This is a genomic window from Nocardia jejuensis NBRC 103114 (assembly GCF_001613145.1).
Lineage (GTDB): Bacteria > Actinomycetota > Actinomycetes > Mycobacteriales > Mycobacteriaceae > Nocardia > Nocardia jejuensis.
Genome location: NZ_BDBU01000028.1, coordinates 151,598 through 175,270, shown reverse-complemented (window position 1 = coordinate 175,270; position 23,673 = coordinate 151,598). Strand labels below are relative to the sequence as shown.

The window sequence follows — 23,673 nt, the reverse complement described above, 5'->3', positions numbered from 1 at the left end:
ACCGCTCGGCGGCCTGCTCGAGCGCCGTGGCCACCTCCTCGTCCGCACCGGTCGCACCCGCCGCGCGATGCCAGACCCGGCGATCCGGCGACTCGGTCAGCAGGTCCGCCAGTGCCAGGTGCGCACGTCGGCGATCCTCGGGCCCCGCCGACGCCACCAGGGCCGAGCGCACCAGCGGATGACGGAAAGTGACTGTGCTGGAAGAGATATCGATCAACCGAGCGGCAACGGCGGGCGCGAAGATCTCGATACCCACGGTGGATTCCAGCAGAACGCCCGCGGCGGTGAGCGTTTCGGTGATCGAATCGCTGTCGTCGAGCGCCGCGAGGAGCAATGCCGTTCGGGTGCGCTCGGGCAGCGTCGCGCCACGTGCGGCGAAGGCACGTTCGAGGCGTTCGGTCAGCGGCAGCGTGGGGGCCGATTCCGCGAGCATCCCCACGGTGGTCGGCAGTTCGGTCAGCGCGAGCGGATTGCCGTGCGCCTCGGCCAGCACCCGACGGCGGATATGCGCGGGCAACTCCGGTGCGGCCCGGTCGAGCAGCGCGCTCGCCTCGTCCTCGAGCAGCGGACCCAGCCGCATCACGGTCAGACCGGCCTCTTGGAGCGGGGAGCTCACGCCGTCGCGCACGCTCGCGAGCAAGGCGACCGGTTCGGAGTCGATCCGGCGCGCGACGAAGGCCAGCACCTCGGCGCTGGCGGGATCGAGCCAGTGCACGTCCTCGGTGACGATCAGCAGCGGGCGTTCGGCCGCGAGATCGGTCAGCAGGGTCAGGGCGGCGAGGCCGACCAGGTGCAGGCTCGGCTCTGCGTCGGCATCGGACATGCCCAAAGCTGTTGTCAGAGCGTCGAACTGGCGTGCCGGTAGGGCATCGAACGTGCGGCGCAGCGGGTACAGCAGCCGATGCAGTCCGGCATAGGCGAGACCGTGCTCGGCTTCCGCGCCCGCGGTGCGCAGCACCCGTGATCCGGCCTCGGCCGCGACGGTGACCGTCGCGTCGACGAGCGTCGACTTCCCGATCCCCGGTTCGCCCTCGATCAGGATGCTGCTGTGGTCCTGGGGAGCGGCCACGAGTGCGGCCAGGGATTTGCGCTCGGTATCCCTTCCGAACATCGGCATCACGGCGCTCTCCTCCCGGACCCGGAACGACATACGGGACCGGACGAGAACACTACCGAAGCAGGATTACGTCACTTCAGCGTCAACCGACAGATTCCGCGTACCGCCGCTGGTGGCGAAGGTATTGGACATGACAACAGTTCGCTTCCACCTCCAGTCCACCCTGACTCCCGCCGAGGTCGTGCGGGTGCTCACCGACTTCGGCCCGGCCCGCGCCGAGGCATGGCCGAGCATCGACGCCCAGCACTTCGTAGTCCACGAACTCGGCGATACCTGGGCGGAGGTCACCGAGGGCACCGCCGCCGCCTGGGAACGCGCTCGCTACGACTGGGACCCGTCCGGTGACACCGTCACCGTGACCACCCGGGACTCCAAGCTCTTCGGCGCGGGCGGCGGCTGGATCTTCCGGGCCATACCGGACCAGCGGGGCTCCCGGATCGACGTCGAACTCACCAGAACCCCGCAGGCGCTCAGGGGCAAGATCCTGGCGGCACTGCTGCCGCTGGTCGGGCCCTCCGCACTCCGCAAGTCCTTCGCCGGTCCGCTGCGGGCGGTGTGATGCCCTCGCTCACAGCGCCCCTCGCACCCGGTACCCACGCGTTCGAATCCGACGGCAGCACGCAGCGATACCACGTGTTCGGCACCGGCCCGCTCTGCCTGGCGCATCCCGGCGGGCCCGGAATCCACTGGGAATACCTGCGCATGCCCGCGCTGGAAGAACACCTGACCATGGTGTATGTCGAGGCTCTCGGCACCGGCGAATCCGGCCGCCTGCCCACGCATCCGCACGGCTATACCCGGGAGCGCTACAGTCGCGCGCTACAGCGGCTGATCGATCATCTCGGTGTGTGCGAGGTGTACCTGCTCGGCCACTCGCACGGCGCGTTCGTCACCGCCTACCACGCGATCCATCGGCCCGAAAAGCTCTCGGGCATCATCCTTTACGAAGGAGCCCCCGTCACCGGCCCCGAGCACGGGGCCGAGGCCGGGCGCAGGCTTCAGGAGTTCGCCGCCGCTCATACGGACCGGGCCGAACTCGCGGAGGTGCTCGCGTCATTCGCCGCGATGCCGGATATCTCGAGCGACGAACAGACACTCGCCGTCGCCCGGGGTGTGATCCCGTCCTACGTCGCGGACTACTGGGCCGACGAACCGCGCTGGGCGGCCCTGCGCCGAGAGCTCCGGGCGTCCTACATTTCCGGACTGGCCGCCGACCGATCACCCGATCTCGTCGACGATCGCGCGGCCCTGCCCAAGATCACCGTCCCCGCGCTGGTGATCGTCGGTCTCGCCGACGTGATCTGCGGACCACGGTGGGGCCGGGAACTGCACGACCTGATCCCCGGCTCACGATTTCTTCTGTTGGAACACAGCGGTCACCTGGGCCATCTGGAACAACCCCGGCGCTTCGCCGACGCGGTCCGGGAATTCGTCTTCTCCCCGAAGAGGTAAACCTCATGCCCTCGCTTCACGCATTCCGAAACGTCGACCGGTTCACTGCGACAACGCTCTTCGCGGGTCCGGTGGCACTGTGGCTCCGGGCGGAAATCGCGGTCCTGCACGGACGAGGGCCCTGCGCGCACGAACTACTCGGCTGGTAGTTCGGTCCCGCCGGCTCGGGGAGTCGGCGGGACACCGTCCCACGACTGTCAAGGTGTCCGTCCGCGCGCCCGCCGATAAATCGGTGGCCGGACAACAGACGGCTCGATACGCTGCTCGGCGACTCATCGAAACGACAGGGTTCGCCCGGAGAGAGGTGTTGATGACCCGGCCAGCGCCGAGCGCGCCTCGCCGCGCCGCGTAACCACGTCCCGCTCGCCGTATCCTGCGGCCTTCTCGGACGCTCGTGTTCCGGCGCCCTGCCCGCGCTCACGCCTTCGACGTCACCGACCGGTGACGTCGATCGTCGCGTGAGTCTTCCCCGAGGATCGCTCGGCCTGCTCCTGCTGTCATCTCATGCCTTCAGCCAAGGAGTATCCGGTTGTCTGTCAACACCTCTCACAAGCTCGACACCTTCACCTGCTCATGGTGCGGACTCGTCGTGTCCACCTACGCCGCCGACGGCGCACGCCGCAACCATTGCCCGTCATGTCTGCGTTCTCAGCACGTCCTCGATCAGATCGAGGGCGGGCCGAGCGACTGCGGTGCACGCATGTCGCCGATTTCGATCGCCGTATTGCGCGGCGGGGAGTGGATGCTCGTTCATCGTTGCGTCCGCTGCGATGAGCTGACCGCGAACCCGATCTGCGCCGACGACAATCAGCTCGTGCTCATGCGCATCGCGGTGCGTCCACTTGCCGAGCCGCCCTTCCCGCTCGAAACGTTCGGTTCCTTGTAATCCCCTGTGGTGCTTCGAAAGGAGGACACCCGTGCCACGTCACACCAAGCGAACCGAACACCGCCGTCAACGACGTAAAACAGTGCAGCACAGTCACGACAACCACGGCACTGCCGATTTCCGTTGCGTCGGTTGCCGACTCGATGTGCCGATTCACGCGCCCGGCACTGCGCACCGTAACCACTGTCCGAACTGTCTGGTGTCGCTGCACGTCGATCGCAAGATTCCCGGGGATCGCGCCGCAACCTGCCGCAGCCGAATGGAGGCGGTGAGCATCAGCGCCCGCGCCGACGGGGAGTGGATGGTCGTGCACCAGTGCACGGCCTGCGGTGAACTGAGCGTCAATCGTGCCGCGGGTGATGACAACGCCCTCGCGCTGGTGCGGTTGGCCATGCGGCCGATCAGCGGAAGCACTCTCGCGCACCGCGCCCTGCTCTCGCTGTGAGCGGGGGATCCCCAGGTCCCGGCCTGGGGATCCGGCCGCCGCAACCGCGACTACCGCGTGCCGATGGTTCAGTGGCCGCCGGTCTCGACGTCGAGAATCCAGGTGACGCCGAAGCGGTCGGTGAGCATGCCGAAGCCCGGAGTCCACTGGGCCGGACCGAAGTTCTCGACGATCGTCGCGTCGTCCGCGAGCTTGGCCCAGAGGGCTTCGACCTCCTCTGGCGTGGTGCCGCGCACCGAGACGAAGAAGGGGGAGTCGGTGAGGGTCGTGCCGTTCTCTCGACGAGTCGAGAACGGCGCCGCCGCAACGGCATCCGGGTGTGTGGGGACGTCATAGGCCATGATCTCGAATCCGTTGTCGGCGACAACTCGTCCGAAGACGACCCGGTCGGCATCCGGAAGCTCCTTCGGCAGGCCGAAGTCCCCGTAGGTGGCCAGCGACAGCTCGCCGCCGAAGACCTGCTGATAGAACGCGAGCGCCGCGCGCGCCTCACCGGTGAAGTTCAGATGGGTGACAGTGGAGATCGACATTGTTGCTCCCTCGGCCGTATCACTCCCGGTGTTTCCGGGCCCGATTCACAGTGACATCGGTATAGGACAGAGTGCGTCCGCTACTCGAGGCATGATCGAGAAGTGCCCACGACCAGCGCCACCACGACCTCCCGCCGACTCCTGTCGTTGCTCTCATTGCTGCAGGTCACGCGCGAATGGCCGGGGTGGCAGCTGGCCGAACGCCTCGATGTGAGTGAACGCACCGTGCGCCGCGACGTCGAACGTCTCCGCGACCTCGGCTATGAAATCCGGGCCGCCAAGGGCCCCGACGGCGGATACCGCCTCGACGCCGGCGCCGTCACCCCACCGATGCTCTTCGACGACGACCAGGTCGTCGCGATAGCCATAGCCCTGCACACAGCATCCGGAACCGGGGCCGACATCGGCGAACCCGCCGCCCGAGCCCTGGCCACGGTCCGCCAGGTCCTTCCGTCCCGCCTCCGGGCTCGCATCGATTCGGTAGAACTCACCCCCGTCCCGCCGCACTCGGTCCAAGTCGACACCAACGTCCTCCTCGCGATCGGCGCAGCCATCCGAGCCCGGGAGGAACTCCGCTTCGACTACCGCACGGCCGGCGAGCCCACCGATGCGGACCCCCGCCCACCTCTCCGAGTCCATCCCCATCACCTCGTATCCCGCTCGGGCCGTTGGTATCTCATCGCCTGGACCCCCGACCGCGACGACTGGCGCATCTACCGCGCCGACCGCATCACACCGCGAATCCCCAACGGCCCCCGCTTCATTCCACACGAACTCCCCGGCGCCGACGTCTCCGCCTTCCTCTCCGCTCGCTTCAAGGGCTCGGCGAGCACCGACATATGGCCCTGCGAAGGCGACGTGGTCCTGCACGCCCCGGCAACCGAGGTCATTCCGTACGCGGGCGACGGACTCGTGGAACCCCTGGCGGACAACCGTTGTCGCCTCCGGCTCGGAGCCTGGTCATGGGCCGCGCTCGCCGCCTCCCTGTCCCGTTTCGATGCCGACATCGATGTCCTGGGCCCAACCGAACTCCGGCAAGCCTTCGCCCAACTCTCGAGGCGCGCCGCCCGCGCCGCCGGACCCTGGCCGTCCGAGACTTGATGACAGGCGAATCAGATGATTCGGGGCCACGCTTTCGCGGCCAAGGCCTGCACGATCTGGCAGGCCTCGTCCTTGCGTCCGTTCGCCAGGGTGACGGACACCGACACGGACTCGACGAGCGTGCTGGGTAGGGGAGTGCGGGCCTGGTAGACCTGCTTGCCCGGCCAGGGCTGCCAGGTCTTACCCACGACCGTGGCTGAGCAGCCGAGTGAGCTGTCGGCGCGCACGATCCCGCGCCGACCACCGATATTGGCCTCGATCTCGTTGCTCTGCGTCACGGTGGGAGCTGTCGTGGTCAGTCGCGACATGATCAACACCTGGTTGTAGTCGATGACCAAACTCGGCGGCACCGAACTCGGTGGGACGGGGACGGTCGCCTTCCACGTGCAGGAGTGCGCCGCGGGGCGTTCGACCGGCGGGTTCCAGCCCGGCAGTTCGACGTTCGCGGTGACCTCGGCGTCGGTCAGGGCCTTGCACACATCCACCCGGGCCAGCGAGTCGGCCGGGAACGTCAGGCGCGGAGTCGATGCGGTACGAATCGCGCCGAGCAAGGCGTTCGTGGGCGGATCGACCAGCGCACAGACGTCGATGCCCGAGCCGCGCTGGTATTCGAACAGGGCCGCACTGATCCAGACCCAGCTGCGCGAGGAGTACACCGAGCGCAGACAATTGCCCGGCTGCTGCTGCTTCAGGGAAGCGATACTCCAATCTCCCTCGGCAACAACGGAGAAGCGCTCGTTTCCGTCATACGTACCAGGGTCCGGTGGGGCCTGGTGATTGCGTATCAGGACGAGCACCTCCTGATACGTGGAGCCGGGCACGACGACGTGTATCTCGCAGTCGTCGAAACTCGTCGCGTTGATCTGAACCCGGAGCTGACCCGAGACCGAATCCCGTTCCGCCACACCGTCGAACAGCTCGGGACTGACATACCCGCATGGATCCCACGTGAACGAGTCCAGAGGTGACGGCGCCGCCGGGGCGATGGACGAGGCGGCAGGAGCCGCACTCGTCGAAGCACCCTCGGAACCTGTATCACGCTGCGCGACATACACGGCAACGGCGGTTCCCGCGCAGACGACCGTCGCCGCGATCACCAGCGCGATCAGCTTCAGCGATCGTGCCCGCCGCCGTCTGCCGGACTGTTCTTCAGCCTCCGCGATCGCGGGCGACAACCCGCGATCTCCCCCGAATTCACTCATATCCATCTCTCCGCTCGAATCGAGCGGAGCCTATCTGCTCTCGAAACGTTCAGGTCCGCGCCACCAGGATCTGTTCGGACTCGGCGGGACGCAGGCCGTCGGGGCGGTCGGTGAAGTAGCGGTGGGTCATGTCGACGGACGAAATGTGTTCTGCGGTGGGGAAGCCCGCTTCTTCGGCCAGCGCCTCGATCTCGTCGGGGGTGTAGAAGCTGATGAACGGGGTGCCCGACGCACGTGCGCCGCGCTCGGCGAATCCGCGCATCTGTTGTTCCTCGGGGCTGACGATCTCCATCGGAAGCATGAAGGTCATGGCCAGGGTGGATCCGGTGGCGAGTTTCGAAAGTTGTTGCAAAGTGGCAAAATTCGTCTCCCTGGTGAGGTACATCGAGACGCCCGTGGAGACCACGACCGCAGGGCGGTGCGGGTCGAATCCCGCGTCGATCGAACGGTCCCACCACGAGTCGGTCTCGAAATCGACTGGTACCAGGCGCAATCGGTCGGGGACGCCGTAGCCGAGTTCGCCGAGGCGTCGGCGCTTCCACTCCTGTGGTCCGGGCTGGTCGACCTCGAAGACGGTCAGGCGTTGCGCGAGTTCGGGTCGTCGCTGCGCGAAGGTGTCGAGCCCGGCGCCCAGGATCACGTACTGGTCGACCCCGAGATCGGCCTGTTCGGCCACGAGTTCCTCGATGAAGCGTGCGCGCGACAGGATGCCCGCGCGCATCGGGGCCGTGGTGCGCGGATCCATATCGGGCCGCTGCTGCCAGCCGTCCTCGGGTGCGAGCAGGCGCGCGCCGACGCTGTCGTCGAAAACCGCGGGCGCGGAATCGACTTGAAGGTGCAGTGCTCGCCACAGCGCGACCCGGGTGGCGGTGTTCTCCGGCGCGATCGTCGCGTCGTCCGGCACGGTGCTCACTCCTTGCCCGGCGCCTGCAGCGCCCACAGTCGGCCGTCGGGATCGCGAACGGTCATCTCCTGGGTCCCGTAGTGGGTGTCCTCGAACTCGTTCACGATCTCCACCCCCTCGCCCGGCCTCTGGTCGGCGTTCGCGACCTTCAACACCAGTTTCGTACTCGGCTCCCGGCTGGCCGGGACCTCCGCGACGAAGATGTAAGGGCCTTGGGCACTGCGGAATTGGCCCGAGTTGTGGTCGGTCTCGAAATCGATCTCGTAACCCAGTTCGCGCAGGAACTTGGCGGTCCTGCCCCAATTCCTGGTCTCCAGGAACACGGCCTCGATGCCCTCGGTGATCATGATCAGTCCTTCCCCGCTGCTGAATCCGGTTCGGAGTCGTCGAGATATTCGCGCAGAGCCTCGGCGACCAACGCCGACAACGACATACCGGTATCGATCGCCCGGAACTTGACCTGCTTGATCAGTCCGATCGGCAGGTACACGTTGAACTGCTTGACATCCTCGTCGCCCACACTAGGATGCTAGCACGCTAGCCAGATAGCTTGCTAGGTCACTCTTCGCACGTCATCGGAGGTATTCGTCGTCGAGCTCTCGACGATGACTACCCGATCAGATCCGGTTTGCTGTTCAGATACACCGAACTCGTCCCGGCGATCGGCAGATCAGATCTCGGCGAGGTCGATCTTCAGTGGGAAGGGTGCTGATGCCTGGACGATGCCCGTGTGAACCTCGCCGGTTCGGTAGGACCTGGTCGCGGGGTCGAGAACGTAGGTATAGACCAGCGGGACCCCGGTAACGGCCTGCTCGACTCGCCAGTAGAAGGCGATGCCTGCCTTCGCGTATTGGTCAACCTTCACGATCCGGTCGGTCGTTTCCGATCCCGGCGAAACGACCTCCACGACCAGCAACACATGTTCGGGGCGGGTGGGCGTTATGTCGATCGTGTCCGCGCAATACACCACGACGTCCGGACGGCGATTTGTGAGCGGAACATCCTGAAGCCGGACATCGAAGTCCGTATCCGCGTTCCAGTCCGGGCCTGCTGCGGCGTCCAACGCATTCGCCAGAACCCGAGCCAACCGGTTGTGGCGCTTGGATGCGCGGGGGCTCACAGCGACCATTCCGTCCACGATCTCGATATCCGCGCACTGCTCCTCGGACCAGGAGTCGTATTCCGCTACCGAGATCTGCTGGTGCATCCATGTGGGGGTGACGGGTTCGACGGTCATGATGCCGCTCCTCCCGGATACCTTCAGAGCGGGCCGAATCCCGCCGAAATCAGTGTACAAGCCGGGTGTGGGTCGTGACCCGGAGCTGGAGAGTGCGACAGCGACCTGATTCTGTCCTGTTCACCCTGGGTCCCCCGTGCGCTGAACTCGGGTGGTGCTCCGCCAGAATGCTGTGCCCGTTCTCGGTTGGCACCGTAGCGGATCGTAGGCCCCGATTCTCGCTAAAGATCAGGGTGAATGAATTGGTGTGAAGATTAACGCAAGTGCGTTAACTTCGAGGAATGGCGGCGAAGGGACAGATTCTGGCGGCGGCGGAAAGGCTGTTCGCCGAGTTCGGGATCGAGTCGGTGTCGTTGCGGCAGATCGCTGTGGCGGCGGGGCAGCGCAATACGTCGGCTGTCGCCTATCACTACGGCAGCAAGGAGTTGCTGGTCGAGGCGATCTACGTCTGGCGGATGACGACCGTGAACGCGCAGCGGCTGGCGCGGTTGAGCGAGCTGGGGGCGGACGCGTCGGTGCGCGAGCTGGTTCGCGCGCTGGTCGAGCCGCTGGCGGCGACTCTGCACGATCCGGGCCGCGGGGATGAACCCAGCTGGTATCTGCGCTTCATCGCCGAAACCCTGTGGCGCCCACAGTTCGATCCGGTCATCAACACCATGCGCCGCCCGGAGGCCGAGAGCGTGCGGCTGGTCGTCGCGGCTCTGGCGAAGGCGGTGGACGGGGTCGCCGACGAGATCTTCGACGAACGCATACGGCTGGTCGGGATGCTCGTCGTCACCGCCTTGGCCGACCGGGAACGCCGTCTGCAGGAACCGAATCCGCCGGAACACCTCGGAGATCTCGGGCTCGACGTACTCGTCGACGCGGCCACCGCCATCCTCACCGCCCCCTGGCCACCTCACATCGCAAGTCCCCCAACAGAACAAGGATCACGATGACCGCCTCCTACGCCACCCTCGGCGAAATGCTGACCGGCCGCTCCCTGTCCGCAGGGCCGCGCACCCTGCACCGGTTGCCCGGCGGCATCGCCGGCGCACCCTACGAACTCTTCACTCTCACACCGCAAACCAACCTGATCGGTGCGGAGATCTCGGGTGTCGACCTGCGGGAGCCCGTCGGTCCGGAACTGTTCGCCGAACTCGATCGCGCACTGCTGGAATGGAAGGTGCTGTTCTTCCGCGACCAGCATCTGACCGGTGCCCAGCATCGTGACTTCGCCCGTCTGTGGGGGGAACTCGAAATCCATCCCTTCCTGCCGCAGGGTGAGGTCCCCGAGATCGTGCGCTTCGCCAAGGATGCGGAGAACCCCGGCGTCGAAAACGCCTGGCACACCGATGTCACCTGGCGCGAACGGCCCGCGCTCGGCTCGGTCCTGCGCGCCATCGAGGTGCCCGAGGCCGGAGGCGACACCATGTTCGCCGATATGGCCGCCGCCTACGACAACCTGTCCGACGATCTCAAGGCCCGGATCGACGATTTGGACGCGATCCACGACTTCACCCTGCCGTTCGGCCGATTCCTCGACGCCGACGAACTCGCCCGCCGCCAAGCGGAATTCCCGCCCGTGGCCCACCCGGTCGTGCGCACTCACCCGCAGACCGGCCGCAAGACCCTCTTCGTCAACGCCGTCTTCACCACCCACATCGTCGGTCTCGACCCCGACGCCGGCGAAGACCTGCTCCGACAACTGTTCCAGCAGGCCCGCACCCCCGAATACCAGGTCCGATTCCATTGGGCCGCAGGCTCTATCGCGTTCTGGGACAACCGCGCCACCCAGCACTACGCCGTCAACGACTACTTCCCGCAGCGTCGAGTGATGGAACGCGCGGCCATCCTCGGCGATCGCCCCTACCGCTAGTCCGGCGCAGCCGACGATCTGTTCCTCGACGACCGCTTTCTCGCTCCCTTCTCTTCTCTCGTGTCTAGCGATGCATCGCGATTGCGGCACAACAGATCTCGTGATTCAACATTGGTGGCCTGCACGTCAAGTGATGCATCCCCTACGGGCACTTTGTGTGCAGGGTTCCAAGGTTTGTAGATCGCAGAACCCGGTCAGGTAGGCCCGGTAGGGTTGCTGCCCATGGGCGATCTGCTTGTGCTTTGGGATATAGATCATACGTTGATCGAAAATTACGGTGTCAACAAAGAGATATATGGATGGGCGTTTGAGTTGCTGACCGGTCAGCCTGCTGTGCATCGCGCGCGGACCGATGGGCGTACGGAGCCCGAGATCATGCGAAACATGCTGCTCGAGCACGGAATAGAGCCGACGACCGATCATGCTGCACGTGCGCTGGAAGTACTGGATTCTGCAACGTTGTCCAGGATCGATGCGATGCGCGAGCGGGGTCATGAGTTGCCTGGGGCGCGGGACGCTCTAGTGGCGCTTCGATCCACACCCGGAGTTGTTCAATCTGTTCTGAGCGGAAATATCAGACCGAATGCCATCACGAAGCTGTCGGCATTTTCACTCGAGGGATTCCTAGATTTTGAAATCGGTGGTTACGGGTCCGATGATTCTGCGCGCGATAACCTGGTTGCTTTTGCGCAGAGACGCGCATCGGAAAAATTCGGTGTCTTGTTCGACAAGTCGAATACCGTCCTGATCGGGGACACGGCTCGTGATGTTCAGGCAGGAAGAAACGGCGGCGCGCATGTCGTAGCGGTCGCCTCTGGTTCCGCGAGCATGGAAGAACTTCAGGCTGCAGGTGCAGACCTGGTCTTGGCAGACCTCCGGGACACTGATGCGGTATTAGCAGCTGTCACGAGCTTCTCGAGGTAGGGCCTACTTCAGAGGTTGTCCACTGAGCGTCGCTGAACGCTGCTTCCAGAAGTTCGATTCTTCGATTTTCGAAGAGATCTCCCACACACGCTCGAAACTACGCGTATACATGTCGAAGAAGTCCCCTCCCTCCATTCTTCGCAGGTGAAGAACTGGAGCCATATACCCGTACATCCCATAGACGTGTTGATTGACGAGCATATCGTCATCGTAGACAAAGATTGAATTGTATAGCGTTTCCGATTGGAGTCGAAAATCTATACCCGAAACCCCGACAAGCGGAGCGTAGTACGACAACGCCATTCGGACTCGCGAAGGAATCGCCTCGAACAGACGCTCTTCGACACCGCGCCTTACGCATAATTCGCTGTCCGGATCGGCCATCAGGATGCGAATATCCGTGCCGTTGTCCGCTTTCCGCTTGATGATGTCTACTGATTCCGGGTTGTCCTCCGGCAGAAACAGGCTCGCGTTGGCGTATAGCCATACTCGCTTGTTTGCCGTTGCGAGAAGATCCAGCCAGAGGTGGCGAGGCACTTCCGAACGGTGCGGGTAGAGGGTCACGATTTCGGCTTGTGAAGCAGCCCGCCGGTCTGTCCCAAGGTTCGGCCACAGCCATACAGGCGAGACCCCGAGAACCTTTGCGGCGCGGAGTGCAGCAGTTCGCCGCGGCGTCACCTCCCGCGTGATCCAGCGTTGGACGCTCTTCGGATCCAAGCCGAGTTCGGCCGCTAACGAACGTTCGTCGTAATCGCTGTCCTGCAACGTGGCGCGGAGGCGTTCGTTGGGCATCTTGCGGCGAACCCTTCGCGGAGGGGACGTTGGGGGACGTTGGCTGTCGGATCATACGTCCCACAACGCCCCGGCCGTGCGGTATCGACGCTACTCAGTTCTCCATAACGTCGAGGCAGCCACTCAGGAACGGTTCCGATCGGTCATCGAACAAGCCGGCTCTTGGGTGCCCGCAACGACGACATAGGGGTCGATATGGCGTGGAGTACAAGACTTTTCGAGTTTCCCGGTGGCGTGTTGGAGACCTGTATCGCCGAAGGTGAGTCCGACGACAGCCCAGGGGCCTACTTGGAATTTCAGGCGAGCGACCGTGGCGAAGGACCGGAGGGGGCTGTAATGCACTGGAGGCCAACATGTATCGGATACCTCCGCACCGATGTATCAGGCTTGGCTCAGCTCTGGGACCAAGGTCAGATTCGAAAGCTTGCGACTCGCCTCGGCTACGACTTCTCGGACATGGTGATCTATGACCCGAAGTTCGAACGGCCACCGTTGGCGCGCCTGAGGGCGCAAGCGACCCGGCTTGATGCCGAGGCTGTCATCGTTCCCAGTGCTGAGCACTTCGAGGATGGTCGGATACCCGGTTCGTTGGTGCGGCAACTCGATGTGATCACGGTGAGTCCGGAAGAGACTTACGCACGGCGGGCAATATCGCCGCTGTCGGTTCTGCCGCCGGTCAAGGGGAACTAGTCGGGATTGCCGGACGATCCCGAAAAGCGAAGAGCCGGTCCTCTGTGAGGACCGGCTCTGAACCGCTGTTGTGGAGCTAAGGGGAATCGAACCCCTGACCTTCTCGATGCGAACGAGACGCGCTACCAACTGCGCTATAGCCCCAGCCGCTGACCGTTACCGGCCTGCGATGCAAAACTTTAGCAGCTGGGGTGGGGTGTCGCCGAATCGGCTGGTTGAGGGTGGTTTTGTGGGGGTGTTGGGGGGTGGGGAGGGGTGGTGGGTATGGTCGCCGGGGGGTTGGTTCGGCGGGGTTGCCTGTCGGTGGATGGGAGATTGTCGCGGTTATGGGTGATCCTGTTTGCTCTGGTGTCAGTCGGCGGGCCGTGCTCGGGGGTGCGGGGGCGTTGGCGGTGGTGGTGACGGCTACCGGGTGTGGGGCGGGGCAGGCTGCCAAGACGGATACCTCGCCGTTCAGCGTTCCGGTGGGGGATGTTCCGGTGGGTGGCGGGAAAGTGTTCGCGGAGCGGGGGACCGTCGTCACGCAGCCGAATGCTGGTGAGTTTCATGCGTTTTCGGCCAAGTGCACGCATGCGGGCTGCACCGTGAAGGGCATCGTGAAGGGGCAGATTCTGTGTCCCTGCCACGGGAGTTCGTTCAACGCGGCGGACGGCGCCGTGATCAGCGGACCCGCGGAGAAGCCGCTGGCGGCCAGGACCGTCACCGTCGCGGGAGCCGAGCTACAGATCTCCTGACGCGCGGATCAGCCGGCGGGCTCGCTGTAGGACTCCAGGATGCGCAGGAACAAGTCGGTGCGATGGGCCAGAACTTCTGGATTGTCCGGCTCCAGCAGGCACTGGGTGAGGGTGCCGTCGTGCACGGCGATCAGCGCGCGCCCCAGGCCCACCGGATCGGGAACACGGCGTCCGGAGCGGGCCAGCAGTGTCACCACCACCGGCAGCAGTGCGGCGCTGATCGATTCCTCGCGCGCCACCATGACCCGGCGCAGCGGCGGATTGCGCAGTGCGTGCGCGGTGAACTCGGCGGTGATCCGAAACCACTTGTCGTCCACGGGGACAGCGGCCAGGACGTGTTCGACGGCCAGTTGTGCGTCGGGCACCGAGGGTTCGGTGACCAGCAGCGCGGTGACCTGCTCGAGCATGCTCGCGGACCTCTGCTCCCACATCGCCAGGAACAGTTCCTCGAGCGAGGAGAAGTTGGAGTAGAAGGCCCCGCGGGTGAATCCGGCTCGGTCACAGATCTGTTCGACGGTGGTGCGGCCGAAACCGTCGTCGGCGAACGCGTCGAAAGCGGCGGTCAGCAGGCGCTGCCGGGTGTCGGCGCGCCGGCGTTTGGCTCGTACGGGTGTGTCCTCGACGGCGTCCGGCGTGCGTGCGTCGTGATCGTCCGCGCGGGGACCGGCGGCGCTGCCCGGAGTCGAGTTGTCGGCCCTGCTCACGTCACGCATCGTATCGTCAGCCCTGCTGAGGGCTGGATTCGCAACGGTCAGGGGCGTGCGTCGGGGAGGCCGACGGTCGTCGCGGCCTCGACGAGCACCGCGGTCAGCATGGCGGGTGTGAGCCGACCGGTGAAGGTGTTCTGCTGACTCGGGTGATAGGTGCCGAACAGGTGCAGTGAGTCGCGATCCGGCCGCGTCGGCGCGAGTTCCACGTGCGCGCCGTGCCCGAAGCGCGGCCTGGGTTTCGGTACCGCCCAGCCTGATTCGCCCAGCACCGGGAGCAGGGCCTGCCAGCCGAACCCGCCGAGTACGACGATGCCGCGCACGGTGGGCGTGAGCAGGTCCAGTTCGGTGACCAGCCAGTGCCGGCAGTTGTCGCGCTCGCCGGGGGTGGGCTTGTTGTCCGGCGGCGCGCAGTGCACGGGCGCGGTGACCCGGGTTCCGATCAGTTCGAGACCGTCGTCCGCGCGCAGGCTGGTGGGCTGATTCGCGAGTCCGGCGTCGTACATGGCGGCGATCAGCACATCGGCGCTGCGGTCCCCGGTGAACATGCGCCCGGTTCTGTTGCCGCCGTGCGCCGCCGGAGCCAGGCCGACCACGAGCAGCCGAGCATCGTCCGGCCCGAATCCCGGAACCGGTTTGCCCCAGTAATTTTCATCACGAAAGGCCGCACGCTTCTCGCGCGCCACCTGCTCCCGCCAGGCCACCAGGCGGGGGCAGGCGCGACACGCCGTGACCTGGGCATCCAACTCGGCAATTGTGCGGCACACGAACCGATTCAACCCCATCGGCGACGGAACGGCCTACGACGGCGCGGCAGCCGCGACACGGCATACTGATCGCCGGTAACCAAAGGTTTGCGAATGGGAGAGGAAGCGGCCCGAATGAGCACTCTCGTCGCGCTCGGCAGCGCTGTCGACAGCGCGCAGGTGGTCGGAAACATGCTGGGCGTGTTCGCATTCGGCGTCTCCGGCGCGCTGCTCGCCGTGCGACGCGGATTCGATGTGGTCGGCATCGCGGCGCTGGCCATCGCCACCGCCACGGGAGGCGGCGTGATCCGCGACCTCATCATCGGCGAGACCCCGCCCTCGGCGTTCGTGAACCTGAGGTACGTGGTGGCAGCCCTGCTCGCGGCGGTGCTGATCTTCTTCTGGCATCCGCCGACCCGGGTGATCCGCACCCCGCTCTACACCGCCGACGCCTTCGGGCTCGGGATCTTCTGCGTGACCGGAACCGTGACGGCCTTCCAGCACGGACTGTCCGCGCCCTCCAGCGCGGCGCTCGGCCTGGTGACCGCCGTCGGGGGCGGCATCATCCGCGATGTGCTGGCCGGAGTGACGCCCAGCGTGCTCAGCGACGGCGAGCTGTACGCGGTGCCCGCCCTGCTGGGATCCGCCGCCACGGCCACGCTGCTCTACTTCGGCCAGTACACCTATTGGACAGGCGGATTGGCCGGAGCGGGTGCGGTCGGCCTGCGACTGCTCGCCCTCTGGCGGCACTGGCACGCGCCGCGAGCGCGCCCGCATCGCCGCCGGAATGCGGAATAGTCGCTGGACCGGGGCCAAGTTAGCCCCACCTCAGTCGTGTCGCCGAAGCGTGCTCGACGTGGTTGATAGCATGGCGAAGGTTGGCCGACGGGCGGTGCATCCAGACCTCCGGAGAGAGTTCCTTCCATGCAGTTCGAGATCGTAGAGCGGGACGAGACCTGGGTCGCCGGGCTGCCGGTTCGCAGTCCCAAGCGTGCCCTCGGAGAACTGCGCGATCATGATCTGGAAGTGGCCTGGGCCGCTGTCCTGCATCAGGAACTGGGCGGTCCGCTCGCGTCGGCCTACGTCGACTTCGGCTCCGAACTGGGCACCTACAACACCCAGATCGTCGGATACCAGTGCGAATCCTTCGAGCGCGTCACCCGTGGCCACGTGGTGGCCCGCCTGCCGCGCGGCAGCTACGCCAAGTTCTCCTCGGTCGGCGCCTTTCCGCAGGTGATGACGGACCTGTGGACTCAGATCGCCTATGCGGAGGAGCACAACCACATCAAGCGAATCCACACCGGCGACTTCGAGTGCTACCCGCACGCGTACAAGATCGAGCTGTACCTGGCGGTCGAGCCCGCATGAGCTATTCGATCGTGGTTCGCTCCGGCGGCGTCTATGGCGGACTGGTCGTGCCGCGCGTGCGGCCCAGCTTCAAGGTCAGCAACAGCGAGCTCATCGAGTTCCTCCGGGACCGCCTGCGCGATCGCGACGAAGCCGACCACCGGCCGCTGGCCACGGTCTACGTCCCCGACCCGGCCGGCAACTACAACGTGCTGGTCTCGTACGAATACCCGACTCCCGACGCCGCTCCCGTCGGCGATGTGCTGATCCGGGTGCCCAAGGGTGTGTACGCCCGCTTCCAGCCGAATGGTGATTATCACGATCCGGCCGAGGACGTGTGGGCGCAGGTCGACGACGCGACGGCATCGGCCGAGATCACCCGGGCTTACCGTGAGGAGATCGAGATCTGGTCCGGTCCCACCGAGCTGGAACTCTTCATCTCGATCCTGGTTTGATAGCCAATTGTTAGCTGATTGAGAACCAACCGGTCTTGTGGTTGAGTTTTATTACCGACAGCAATGGTTTGACCAGTACCCTTTTCCTCATCCACATTCGGGTTTCGGAGGGTTTGCCGGATGTCTGGACAATTTCAGACCGTTGGCTGATACTCCTCTAGGCGCCTGCTCTGGAGCGGTTGATACATGACCGTATCGGACGGTGGGTTGGTAGTCGCGCGTTGTACGCGCAGCAACGGAGTAGGAACTGTATGAGCCTCGAAGCGATCGCAGTTGTCCCGGAGGAAGGCCCTGGAGAGGGCATGCTGCGTTTCAGGGATGCGGTGTCGGGCTGTGTTTTTTATGTCGGTACTCCGGAAGCCCACCCCGCACTGTGGCGACTGTGTATGGCAGGGGCGCTCGATGCCTATCGCGAGTTCGGCGTCGAGAGCGCTCTCGAATACGACTCGGTGATCAACGGGCGTTCGACGACGATGTTCATGGTCGGGGTCGACTCCGACGGTCGTGTGGTGGCCGGGGTTCGCGCCCAGGGCCCGTACCGGCACGTCGACGAAGCCCATGCGGTGGTCGAGTGGCGTGGACATGTCGGTGAGGACGTGCTGCGAAGATCGATCGCCGACCGAATCGTCGACGGTGTGATCGAAGTCAAGTCGGGCTGGGTCCAGCGCGACGCCCCCTCGCGTTCGGCATTGCGTGCCGCCGTAGCTCGCGGAATCGTCCATGCGACAGGGCTGCTCGGCGCGCGCTACGCCGTCGCGACCGCAGATCGAGAGCTCGCGGAGCTGTGGCGTTGCAGCGGAGCGACGGTGACGTGGCGGATCCCGGAAGTGCCCTACCCGGACGATCGATACCGCACCGTGGTGCTCTGGTGGGACCGCAACGACTGCCGTGCCATCGCGGACGAGTCGCAGGCGCCGTTGCTGGATGCCGAGCAGATCCAGCTCGCCGAAGGGCTGCACGAGGCCCCGGATATAGCGAGTGAGAATGGCAGGCCGGCCGGCGCATGCTGATCGGGCGGCCGGAGTCCGACGCGTACCGTCCGACGCTGCTGAACGAATACGATCGCACCGATGCCGCCGCGTTGGCCCGGTTGCGGGCCGACCGGAGGATCGAATTTTCCGATCTTCGCGCCGCATTGCGTGCCGAGCTCGATGAATTGCTGGATTTGCCCGAATTATTGGAGGGCAAGGAAGCTGATCGCTGGGTGTTCTATCCCTGGCGGCGAACGGTTATCGCCCTTCCCGGTCCGCGAACCTTGCGCGCGATTCGCCTGGACCGAAATCGCAACAAAGTCACCCACGCGGAACAGGATCTGCTGGCGCGGCAGAGAATCGGAATAGTCGGACTGAGCGTCGGTCACGCGGTTGCGCACACCCTGGCCGTGGAGGGCGTCTGCGGTCTGCTGCGGCTGGCGGATTTCGACGACCTCGAGCTCACCAATCTGAACCGGGTTCCCGGCACGCTGCTCGACATCGGCGTGAACAAGGCGGTCGTCGCCGCCCGGCGTATCGCCGAGATCGATCCCTACCTGCCGGTGGAGGTCTTCCACGAGGGGCTGAACGCCGCCAACATGGACGCCTTCCTGGACGGGCTCTCGATCGTCGTCGAGGAGTGCGATTCGCTCGACATCAAGTTCGCGGTGCGTGAGGCCGCCCGGGACCGGCGCCTGCCGGTGTTGATGGAAACCAGTGACCGTGGGCTGCTGGATGTGGAGCGTTTCGACCTGGAGCCGGACCGCTCTCCCTTTCACGGTCTGCTCGGCGACGTGCGCGCCGCCGACCTCGCGGGGCTGACCACGCGAGAGAAGGCGCCGTTCGTGGCCCGGATCCTGGACGCGCACAGCCTTTCCGATCGTTTGGCCGCAAGCATGGTGGAGGTCGGTGAGACGCTCTCGAGCTGGCCGCAATTGGGTAGTGAAGTCCAACTCGGTGGGGCGAGCATCGCGGCCGCGGTCCGGCGGATCGGGATGGGGTTGAAGTTGCCCTCCGGTCGTACCCGAATCGACTTGGAACAGTGCTTGGACGAACTGGCCGAACCGTTGCCGGCCGAGGATCTGTCCTGGCCGGCCGAGCCCGAGGAAAGGCGCAGCACCTCGTCCGGGGTCACTGCGGTCCTCGAGTGCGCTCAGCTGGCGCCATCGGGCGGCAATACCCAGCCCTGGACCCTGGCAGTAGCGGACCACACGGTCACAATTTCGCTTGCGCCCGAACGCTCCTCGACGATGGACATCGGTTTTCGCGCCAGTGCGCTGTCGGTCGGGGCCGCGCTGCACAATGCCCGAAGCGCGGCGTCGGCGCAGGATCTGCTCGGTGCGAGCGAGCTGATCACGGGCGGTCCGGGCGCGCTGACCGCGGTATTGCGGTTGGAGAGCGGCAGCGATTCGGGGCTGACCCGTGACTACCCGGCCCTGCTCGCTCGGCATACCAATCGACAGCTCGGTACCGGTGCCCCGATGGGCCGAGCCGCGGGAGACCGGCTCGCGGCCGCGGCGAAGGCGGCCGGTGGGAATTTCCGGTGGGTCAGCGCCCGGCCCGCCGTCGAATCCGCCGCCGATCTGCTCGCGAAATCCGACCGTGCCCGCTTCCTGACTCCACGTCTGCACGAGGAGATGTTCTCGGAACTGCGCTGGCCCGGCGAGGATCCACGCAGCGGCCTCGACGTGCGGACCCTGCTGCTTGCCCCCGACGAATTGGTGAAACTCGACATCGGCAGGCGCTCGGACGTCATGGCCCGGGTACGCAGTTGGTCCGGTGGTAACGCGCTGGGTGAGTCGATCAGGGATCGGGTGCTGTCCAGCTCCGCGGTCGCGGTGGTGACTTTCGATGCGCCGCCACCGGGTGACCCCGCCGAATTGGCGGCATACGCGCGGGCGGGCGGGGTACTGCAGAAGGTGTGGGTCGAAGCCGAACGGTGTGGACTGGCCGTGCACCCGGTGTCGCCTGTCTTCTTGTTCGCCCGCAGTCCCGAGGAGTTGCGCACGGTTTCCGCGGAGTTCGCCGATACACTAGCGTCACTCCAGGGCCGTTTCCTGGACCTATTGGGAGTGCCTGAGCAAGAGGCCGCGGCGTTGGTGCTGCGCCTGAGCTATGCCGCGGATGTGACTGTCCGTAGCAGGCGGCTTCCGATACCGGGCGCGGACACCTGCGGCTAGTGTGATCGGAGACAAAGTGCCTCGGCGGACGCTCGACTCATTGGTAACTCAGGTCGCATCCGAGCTGATGGGTGTCGACGCCACGACGATGGTGGCATCGAGCGAGCTCGTGTTGTCCTGGCTCGTCGAACATTTCGACGTCGATTTCAGTTTCCTTCGCCATACCGACCAGGAACAGCGTTCCTCGATGCTGGTCGCCGAATGGCCGCGGCGGCCCGCGCCGAGCGGTCCCGATCCGCTTCAGGTCGCACACTTCGACGAGGCGGATTCGGCGTTCGCTCAGCTCGAGCACGCGACCGAGCCCTTCGTCATCCGCCCCACTCCGGAGTACGCGGACTATCAGCGCACCATTCGCGAGTCGTCGGGACTCGCCGAGGTGTCGGTCGCCGCGGTGCCCTTGCTCTCCCGTGGTGAGCCGACCGGAGTCCTCGGCTTCGTGAAGGAGGGCGATCGTGAGTGGAGCACCCGGGAGATCAATGTGCTCAAGGCGATCGCCGCGCTGTTCGCCCAACTGCAGGCGCGCGTGGTCGCGGAGGAGCGGTTGCGCTACATCGCCATGCACGACGATCTGACCGGCTTGGCGAACCGTCGAGCATTGCTCGAGCACATGGAGGACCGCCTGCAGCCCGGATGCCCCGGGCCGGTGGCCGCGTTCTTCCTCGACCTCGATCGCCTCAAGGCGCTCAACGACTTCCTCGGCCACACCGCCGGGGACAACTTCATTCGCACCCTGGCCACCCGCCTGCGGGAGAATCTCGATCCCGGGGACATGATCGCGCGCCTCGGCGGGGACGAGTTCGTGATCGTTCCGATCAAGCCGATGGAGGCCTCGGCGGCCGACCAGGAGGCGATCCGGATTCAGCAGTTGATCGCGCGCCGGGTGACGGTCGGTGGGGAGACCGTCAGCCGGGGCGCGAGTATCGGTGTGTCCCTGGGGATTCCGGGGGAGACCACGGTCGCGGATGTGCTGCGGCGCGCGGATCACGCACTGCTGTCCGCGAAGTCGAGCGGCGGCAACGGTGTCGCGGTGTTCACCGACGCCATGCGCGCGCAGTTCGAACTGCAGGACGACGTCGAGCTGAATCTGCGCAGCGCGGTGTCGGACGGCTCGCTGCTGCTGCACTATCAGCCCGAGGTGGATCTGCGGACCGGGCGGGTCGTCGCGCTCGAAGCCCTTGTGCGCTGGCAGCATCCGACGCGCGGCCTATTACCGCCGGGCGCGTTCGTCGGCGTCGCCGAGGCCACCAATCTCGCTGGTGAGCTGGGGCGCTGGGTGATTCGCTCGGCATGCGAGCAGTTCGCGCGCTGGCGGCGGCGCGGACTCGCCTCGAATGTGGTGATCCGGATCAACGTATCGCCGGTACAGCTGGTGAGCCTCGACTTCGTGGAGACCATGGAGGGGATACTGCGCCGGTTCGGTATCGACGGCTCCTCGGTGTGCCTGGAGATCACCGAGCACGTGGTGGTGCAGGATCTGGCGCGCACCCAGGTGACGCTGCGCGGGCTCAAGCGGATGGGCGTGCAGATCGCCATCGACGATTTCGGCACCGGTTATTCCTCGCTGTCGCATCTCAAGGCGCTGCCGGTGGACGCGGTGAAGATCGACCGCGGTTTCGTGCAGCGCCTCGGCGCCAGCGCGGACGATCTGGCCATCGTGAAATCGATTGTGGGCCTGGCGGGCTCGTTCGGCCTCGGGGTCGTCGGCGAGGGCGTCGAGACGACCGTCGCGGCACGTACCCTGGTGGCATTGGGTTGCTATCGGGCGCAGGGGTTCCTGATCGCGCGGCCCATGCCCGCCGACGAGGTGGAGAAGCATCTGGCCGCGGGGCGGATCGCGCTGGACCTGGACCTACCCGGTGCGGCTCGGACCCCGACCCACTAGGTTCCGCCCACGGCAGGGGTGTGCGACCCCAGGAAAGTAGGGGCGCGGCCGGGACGCGCGAACAACAGTGTTCGCGTAGTAGCGTGCGGTCTGACAAGGCCGTCAACTCGAGGATGGATTCGGCGTGCGTGAGCGAAGCCTGAGCGGCAAGAAGACGTTGATCACGGGGGCAGCCAGCGGAATCGGACGCGCTACGGCCGTCGCCGCGGCGGAGCGGGGAGCGCGCCTGGTCCTGACGGATGTGAACTCCGAGGGGCTGGACGACACCGTCACCGCCATCCGGGCCGCCGGGGGCGCAGTGGATTTCGCGCAGGCGCTGGACATCAGCGACTACGACGCGGTCACCGCGTTCGCGAAGCAGGTGCACCAGGAGCTGGGCTCGCTCGACGCGGTCATGAACGTCGCGGGCATCTCCACCTGGGGCACCGTGGAGAACCTGGAGCACCGGCATTGGAAGCGGCTGGTGGATGTGAACCTGATGGGTCCGATCCACGTGATCGAGAACTTCATCCCGCCCATGATCGAGGCGAAGCGCGGCGGCGCGCTGGTCAATGTGTCCTCGGCGGCCGGTTTGATGGCCTTCCCGTGGCACGCCGCCTACAGTGCCAGCAAGTTCGGACTGCGTGGGGTGTCGGAGGTCCTGCGATTCGATCTCGAGCGGCACGACATCAAGGTGCATCTGGTCGTGCCGGGCGCGGTGGACACGCCGCTGGTGCAGTCCGTGGACATCGTCGGGGTGGATCGGGACGATCCGCGGATCGAGGCCTGGATCAACCGCTTTCGGCGGCACGCGAAGTCGCCGGACGAGGTGGCCAAGACGATCCTGAAGGGTGTCGAGAAGGGCACCTACATGATCCACACCCAGTTCGACATCCGCTTCGGCTACTGGTGGGTGCGCAAGTTCGCCTGGCCCTACGAGTTCGCCATGCGCCGGGCCAACGACCTGTTCACGACGTTTCTGCCAAGGGGATAGAGCAGCCGTCCTCCGGCTTCGAGCAGGCCTCGGCGGGGTGCACGTCCAGTACCCGCGCGCCGGGGCCCTGATCGCCCATGTGATCGTGCGCGTTGACGATCTTGCAGGTGCCCAGCGACAGGCAGCCGCAGCCGATGCAGCCGGTCAGGTTGTCGCGCAGGCGAATCAGCTGTTCGATGCGCTCGTCGAGGTCGGCCTGCCAGGTGAGCGAGAGGGCCTCCCAGTCGCGCCGGGTGGGGGTGCGGCCGTCGGGCAGGTTGTCCAGCGCGTGCCGGATTTCGGCCAGCGGGATTCCGACACGCTGTGAGATGCGGATGAAGGCCACCCGGCGCAGCGTTTCGCGCGGGTAGCGGCGCTGGTTTCCGCTGGTGCGCCGGGCTGTGATCAAGCCCTCACGTTCGTAGAAATGCAAGGCGGACACCGAAACTCCGGCGCGCTGGGCCAGCTGGCCGGGGGTGAGCTCCTTGGCCTGCCACATCGCGGTCTGCATACCTGAAGAATACTCGAGGTTTTTGACGGGTGCGAATTGCATGCCATCTT

General features: G+C 65.8%; 28 protein-coding genes and 1 tRNA gene. 17 read left to right on the top strand and 12 right to left on the bottom strand.

What is annotated here, in order from left to right; all coding sequences use genetic code 11:
• Positions 1–1,117, bottom strand: a 1,117-nt coding sequence (locus NJ1_RS23590; RefSeq protein ID WP_157574177.1) for an AAA family ATPase, incomplete at its 3' end; no start/stop codon positions are given.
• Between the two features lie 130 nt (positions 1,118–1,247).
• Between NJ1_RS23590 and NJ1_RS23585 the strand changes: the two genes are divergently transcribed.
• From NJ1_RS23585 to NJ1_RS23570, 4 genes are all read left to right on the top strand, one after another.
• Positions 1,248–1,676 carry a hypothetical protein gene (locus NJ1_RS23585; protein ID WP_067698040.1) on the top strand — a complete coding sequence of 143 codons (429 nt, stop codon included), beginning with the start codon at positions 1,248–1,250 and terminating at the stop codon, positions 1,674–1,676.
• Complete coding sequence (locus NJ1_RS23580; protein WP_067697987.1) at positions 1,676–2,569, top strand: alpha/beta fold hydrolase; 894 nt, start codon at positions 1,676–1,678, stop codon at positions 2,567–2,569. The genes NJ1_RS23585 and NJ1_RS23580 overlap by 1 nt, the downstream gene beginning before the upstream one ends.
• A gap of 529 nt (positions 2,570–3,098) precedes the next feature.
• Positions 3,099–3,455: an RNHCP domain-containing protein gene (locus NJ1_RS23575; protein WP_281202155.1), complete on the top strand. Its 357-nt coding sequence runs from the start codon at positions 3,099–3,101 to the stop codon at positions 3,453–3,455.
• Positions 3,456–3,486: 31 nt separating this feature from the next.
• Positions 3,487–3,900 (top strand): RNHCP domain-containing protein, encoded by a 414-nt coding sequence (locus NJ1_RS23570; RefSeq protein ID WP_067697983.1) that lies wholly within the window; start codon positions 3,487–3,489, stop codon positions 3,898–3,900.
• A 68-nt stretch (positions 3,901–3,968) separates the two neighbouring features.
• Here NJ1_RS23570 and NJ1_RS23565 read toward each other — a convergent pair whose 3' ends face one another.
• The gene (locus NJ1_RS23565) at positions 3,969–4,430 is read right to left on the bottom strand and encodes a VOC family protein (protein WP_067697981.1); all 462 of its coding nucleotides are present in this window, start codon (positions 4,428–4,430) and stop codon (positions 3,969–3,971) included.
• A 102-nt stretch (positions 4,431–4,532) separates the two neighbouring features.
• Between NJ1_RS23565 and NJ1_RS23560 the strand changes: the two genes are divergently transcribed.
• A complete protein-coding gene (locus tag NJ1_RS23560) occupies positions 4,533–5,531 on the top strand; it encodes a helix-turn-helix transcriptional regulator (RefSeq protein WP_067697979.1) in 999 nt (332 codons plus the stop codon).
• A gap of 11 nt (positions 5,532–5,542) precedes the next feature.
• On the opposite strand, the gene NJ1_RS23555 is transcribed toward NJ1_RS23560, so the two are convergent.
• The 5 genes from NJ1_RS23555 to NJ1_RS23535 form a co-directional block, all read right to left on the bottom strand.
• Complete coding sequence (locus tag NJ1_RS23555) at positions 5,543–6,733, bottom strand: hypothetical protein (RefSeq protein ID WP_157574176.1); 1,191 nt, start codon at positions 6,731–6,733, stop codon at positions 5,543–5,545.
• Between the two features lie 49 nt (positions 6,734–6,782).
• Positions 6,783–7,637, bottom strand: a complete 855-nt coding sequence (locus NJ1_RS23550) for a class I SAM-dependent methyltransferase (protein ID WP_067698038.1) — start codon at positions 7,635–7,637, stop codon at positions 6,783–6,785.
• A gap of 5 nt (positions 7,638–7,642) precedes the next feature.
• Positions 7,643–7,984 carry a VOC family protein gene (locus tag NJ1_RS23545; protein ID WP_067697975.1) on the bottom strand — a complete coding sequence of 114 codons (342 nt, stop codon included), beginning with the start codon at positions 7,982–7,984 and terminating at the stop codon, positions 7,643–7,645.
• A 2-nt stretch (positions 7,985–7,986) separates the two neighbouring features.
• Entirely contained in the window at positions 7,987–8,157 is a 171-nt protein-coding gene (locus NJ1_RS23540) for a ribbon-helix-helix protein, CopG family (protein ID WP_067697973.1), read from the bottom strand.
• Positions 8,158–8,307: 150 nt separating this feature from the next.
• The gene (locus NJ1_RS23535; protein ID WP_067697971.1) at positions 8,308–8,874 is read right to left on the bottom strand and encodes a Uma2 family endonuclease; all 567 of its coding nucleotides are present in this window, start codon (positions 8,872–8,874) and stop codon (positions 8,308–8,310) included.
• A 281-nt stretch (positions 8,875–9,155) separates the two neighbouring features.
• On the opposite strand from NJ1_RS23535, the gene NJ1_RS23530 reads away from it, so the two are divergent.
• The 3 genes from NJ1_RS23530 (at position 9,156) to NJ1_RS38320 (ending at position 11,656) form a co-directional block, all read left to right on the top strand.
• Positions 9,156–9,812: a TetR/AcrR family transcriptional regulator gene (locus NJ1_RS23530; protein WP_067697969.1), complete on the top strand. Its 657-nt coding sequence runs from the start codon at positions 9,156–9,158 to the stop codon at positions 9,810–9,812.
• Positions 9,809–10,732, top strand: coding sequence for a TauD/TfdA dioxygenase family protein (locus tag NJ1_RS23525; protein ID WP_067697967.1), 924 nt, complete (start codon positions 9,809–9,811; stop codon positions 10,730–10,732). Before NJ1_RS23530 ends, NJ1_RS23525 begins: the two co-directional genes overlap by 4 nt.
• A 222-nt stretch (positions 10,733–10,954) precedes the next feature.
• On the top strand, positions 10,955–11,656 hold the full coding sequence (locus tag NJ1_RS38320) for an HAD family hydrolase (RefSeq protein ID WP_084478677.1): 702 nt from the start codon (positions 10,955–10,957) through the stop codon (positions 11,654–11,656).
• A gap of 3 nt (positions 11,657–11,659) precedes the next feature.
• Here NJ1_RS38320 and NJ1_RS23515 read toward each other — a convergent pair whose 3' ends face one another.
• On the bottom strand, positions 11,660–12,448 hold the full coding sequence (locus NJ1_RS23515) for a helix-turn-helix domain-containing protein (RefSeq protein WP_067697963.1): 789 nt from the start codon (positions 12,446–12,448) through the stop codon (positions 11,660–11,662).
• A gap of 387 nt (positions 12,449–12,835) precedes the next feature.
• On the opposite strand from NJ1_RS23515, the gene NJ1_RS23510 reads away from it, so the two are divergent.
• Complete coding sequence (locus tag NJ1_RS23510; protein ID WP_245717546.1) at positions 12,836–13,138, top strand: hypothetical protein; 303 nt, start codon at positions 12,836–12,838, stop codon at positions 13,136–13,138.
• Positions 13,139–13,209: 71 nt separating this feature from the next.
• Here NJ1_RS23510 and NJ1_RS23505 read toward each other — a convergent pair.
• Positions 13,210–13,282: transfer RNA gene (locus tag NJ1_RS23505), tRNA-Ala, on the bottom strand.
• Between the two features lie 248 nt (positions 13,283–13,530).
• Between NJ1_RS23505 and NJ1_RS23500 the strand changes: the two genes are divergently transcribed.
• Positions 13,531–13,872 (top strand): QcrA and Rieske domain-containing protein, encoded by a 342-nt coding sequence (locus NJ1_RS23500; protein ID WP_245717550.1) that lies wholly within the window; start codon positions 13,531–13,533, stop codon positions 13,870–13,872.
• Positions 13,873–13,880: 8 nt separating this feature from the next.
• Here NJ1_RS23500 and NJ1_RS23495 read toward each other — a convergent pair whose 3' ends face one another.
• Both NJ1_RS23495 and NJ1_RS23490 read right to left on the bottom strand, forming a co-directional pair.
• The gene (locus tag NJ1_RS23495) at positions 13,881–14,576 is read right to left on the bottom strand and encodes a TetR/AcrR family transcriptional regulator (protein ID WP_422615769.1); all 696 of its coding nucleotides are present in this window, start codon (positions 14,574–14,576) and stop codon (positions 13,881–13,883) included.
• A 47-nt stretch (positions 14,577–14,623) separates the two neighbouring features.
• On the bottom strand, positions 14,624–15,346 hold the full coding sequence (locus NJ1_RS23490) for a uracil-DNA glycosylase (RefSeq protein ID WP_245717545.1): 723 nt from the start codon (positions 15,344–15,346) through the stop codon (positions 14,624–14,626).
• A 114-nt stretch (positions 15,347–15,460) separates the two neighbouring features.
• Here NJ1_RS23490 and NJ1_RS23485 point away from each other — a divergent pair, with 114 nt between their 5' ends.
• The 7 genes from NJ1_RS23485 (at position 15,461) to NJ1_RS23455 (ending at position 23,133) form a co-directional block, all read left to right on the top strand.
• Entirely contained in the window at positions 15,461–16,123 is a 663-nt protein-coding gene (locus NJ1_RS23485; RefSeq protein ID WP_084478660.1) for a trimeric intracellular cation channel family protein, read from the top strand.
• Between the two features lie 126 nt (positions 16,124–16,249).
• The gene (locus tag NJ1_RS23480; RefSeq protein WP_067697956.1) at positions 16,250–16,693 is read left to right on the top strand and encodes a GyrI-like domain-containing protein; all 444 of its coding nucleotides are present in this window, start codon (positions 16,250–16,252) and stop codon (positions 16,691–16,693) included.
• Positions 16,690–17,127 (top strand): effector binding domain-containing protein, encoded by a 438-nt coding sequence (locus NJ1_RS23475; protein WP_067697954.1) that lies wholly within the window; start codon positions 16,690–16,692, stop codon positions 17,125–17,127. Before NJ1_RS23480 ends, NJ1_RS23475 begins: the two co-directional genes overlap by 4 nt.
• 221 nt (positions 17,128–17,348) lie before the next feature.
• Positions 17,349–18,137, top strand: a complete 789-nt coding sequence (locus NJ1_RS23470) for a hypothetical protein (RefSeq protein WP_157574175.1) — start codon at positions 17,349–17,351, stop codon at positions 18,135–18,137.
• Positions 18,131–20,278 (top strand): Rv1355c family protein, encoded by a 2,148-nt coding sequence (locus NJ1_RS23465; RefSeq protein WP_067697950.1) that lies wholly within the window; start codon positions 18,131–18,133, stop codon positions 20,276–20,278. Before NJ1_RS23470 ends, NJ1_RS23465 begins: the two co-directional genes overlap by 7 nt.
• 40 nt (positions 20,279–20,318) lie before the next feature.
• Entirely contained in the window at positions 20,319–22,160 is a 1,842-nt protein-coding gene (locus NJ1_RS23460) for a putative bifunctional diguanylate cyclase/phosphodiesterase (RefSeq protein WP_281202154.1), read from the top strand.
• A gap of 124 nt (positions 22,161–22,284) precedes the next feature.
• On the top strand, positions 22,285–23,133 hold the full coding sequence (locus NJ1_RS23455; RefSeq protein ID WP_067697946.1) for an SDR family oxidoreductase: 849 nt from the start codon (positions 22,285–22,287) through the stop codon (positions 23,131–23,133).
• Here NJ1_RS23455 and soxR read toward each other — a convergent pair.
• Positions 23,108–23,623: a redox-sensitive transcriptional activator SoxR gene (gene soxR, locus NJ1_RS23450; protein WP_067697944.1), complete on the bottom strand. Its 516-nt coding sequence runs from the start codon at positions 23,621–23,623 to the stop codon at positions 23,108–23,110. The two genes, NJ1_RS23455 and soxR, sit on opposite strands and share 26 nt — an antisense overlap.
• Positions 23,624–23,673 lie beyond the last annotated feature (50 nt).

Bases quoted from the DNA above. Each gene is read 5' to 3' on its own strand.
- NJ1_RS23585 (WP_067698040.1), top strand. From the start codon at position 1,248: ATGACAACAGTTCGCTTCCACCTCCAGTCCACCCTGACTCCCGCCGAG.
- NJ1_RS23580 (WP_067697987.1), top strand. From the start codon at position 1,676: ATGCCCTCGCTCACAGCGCCCCTCGCACCCGGTACCCACGCGTTCGAA.
- NJ1_RS23565 (WP_067697981.1), bottom strand. From the start codon at position 4,430: ATGTCGATCTCCACTGTCACCCATCTGAACTTCACCGGTGAGGCGCGC.
- NJ1_RS23555 (WP_157574176.1), bottom strand. From the start codon at position 6,733: ATGAGTGAATTCGGGGGAGATCGCGGGTTGTCGCCCGCGATCGCGGAG.
- NJ1_RS23545 (WP_067697975.1), bottom strand. From the start codon at position 7,984: ATGATCACCGAGGGCATCGAGGCCGTGTTCCTGGAGACCAGGAATTGG.
- NJ1_RS23535 (WP_067697971.1), bottom strand. From the start codon at position 8,874: ATGACCGTCGAACCCGTCACCCCCACATGGATGCACCAGCAGATCTCG.
- NJ1_RS23530 (WP_067697969.1), top strand. From the start codon at position 9,156: ATGGCGGCGAAGGGACAGATTCTGGCGGCGGCGGAAAGGCTGTTCGCC.
- NJ1_RS23525 (WP_067697967.1), top strand. From the start codon at position 9,809: ATGACCGCCTCCTACGCCACCCTCGGCGAAATGCTGACCGGCCGCTCC.
- NJ1_RS38320 (WP_084478677.1), top strand. From the start codon at position 10,955: ATGGGCGATCTGCTTGTGCTTTGGGATATAGATCATACGTTGATCGAA.
- NJ1_RS23515 (WP_067697963.1), bottom strand. From the start codon at position 12,448: ATGCCCAACGAACGCCTCCGCGCCACGTTGCAGGACAGCGATTACGAC.
- NJ1_RS23485 (WP_084478660.1), top strand. From the start codon at position 15,461: ATGAGCACTCTCGTCGCGCTCGGCAGCGCTGTCGACAGCGCGCAGGTG.
- NJ1_RS23480 (WP_067697956.1), top strand. From the start codon at position 16,250: ATGCAGTTCGAGATCGTAGAGCGGGACGAGACCTGGGTCGCCGGGCTG.
- NJ1_RS23475 (WP_067697954.1), top strand. From the start codon at position 16,690: ATGAGCTATTCGATCGTGGTTCGCTCCGGCGGCGTCTATGGCGGACTG.
- NJ1_RS23465 (WP_067697950.1), top strand. From the start codon at position 18,131: ATGCTGATCGGGCGGCCGGAGTCCGACGCGTACCGTCCGACGCTGCTG.
- soxR (WP_067697944.1), bottom strand. From the start codon at position 23,623: ATGCAGACCGCGATGTGGCAGGCCAAGGAGCTCACCCCCGGCCAGCTG.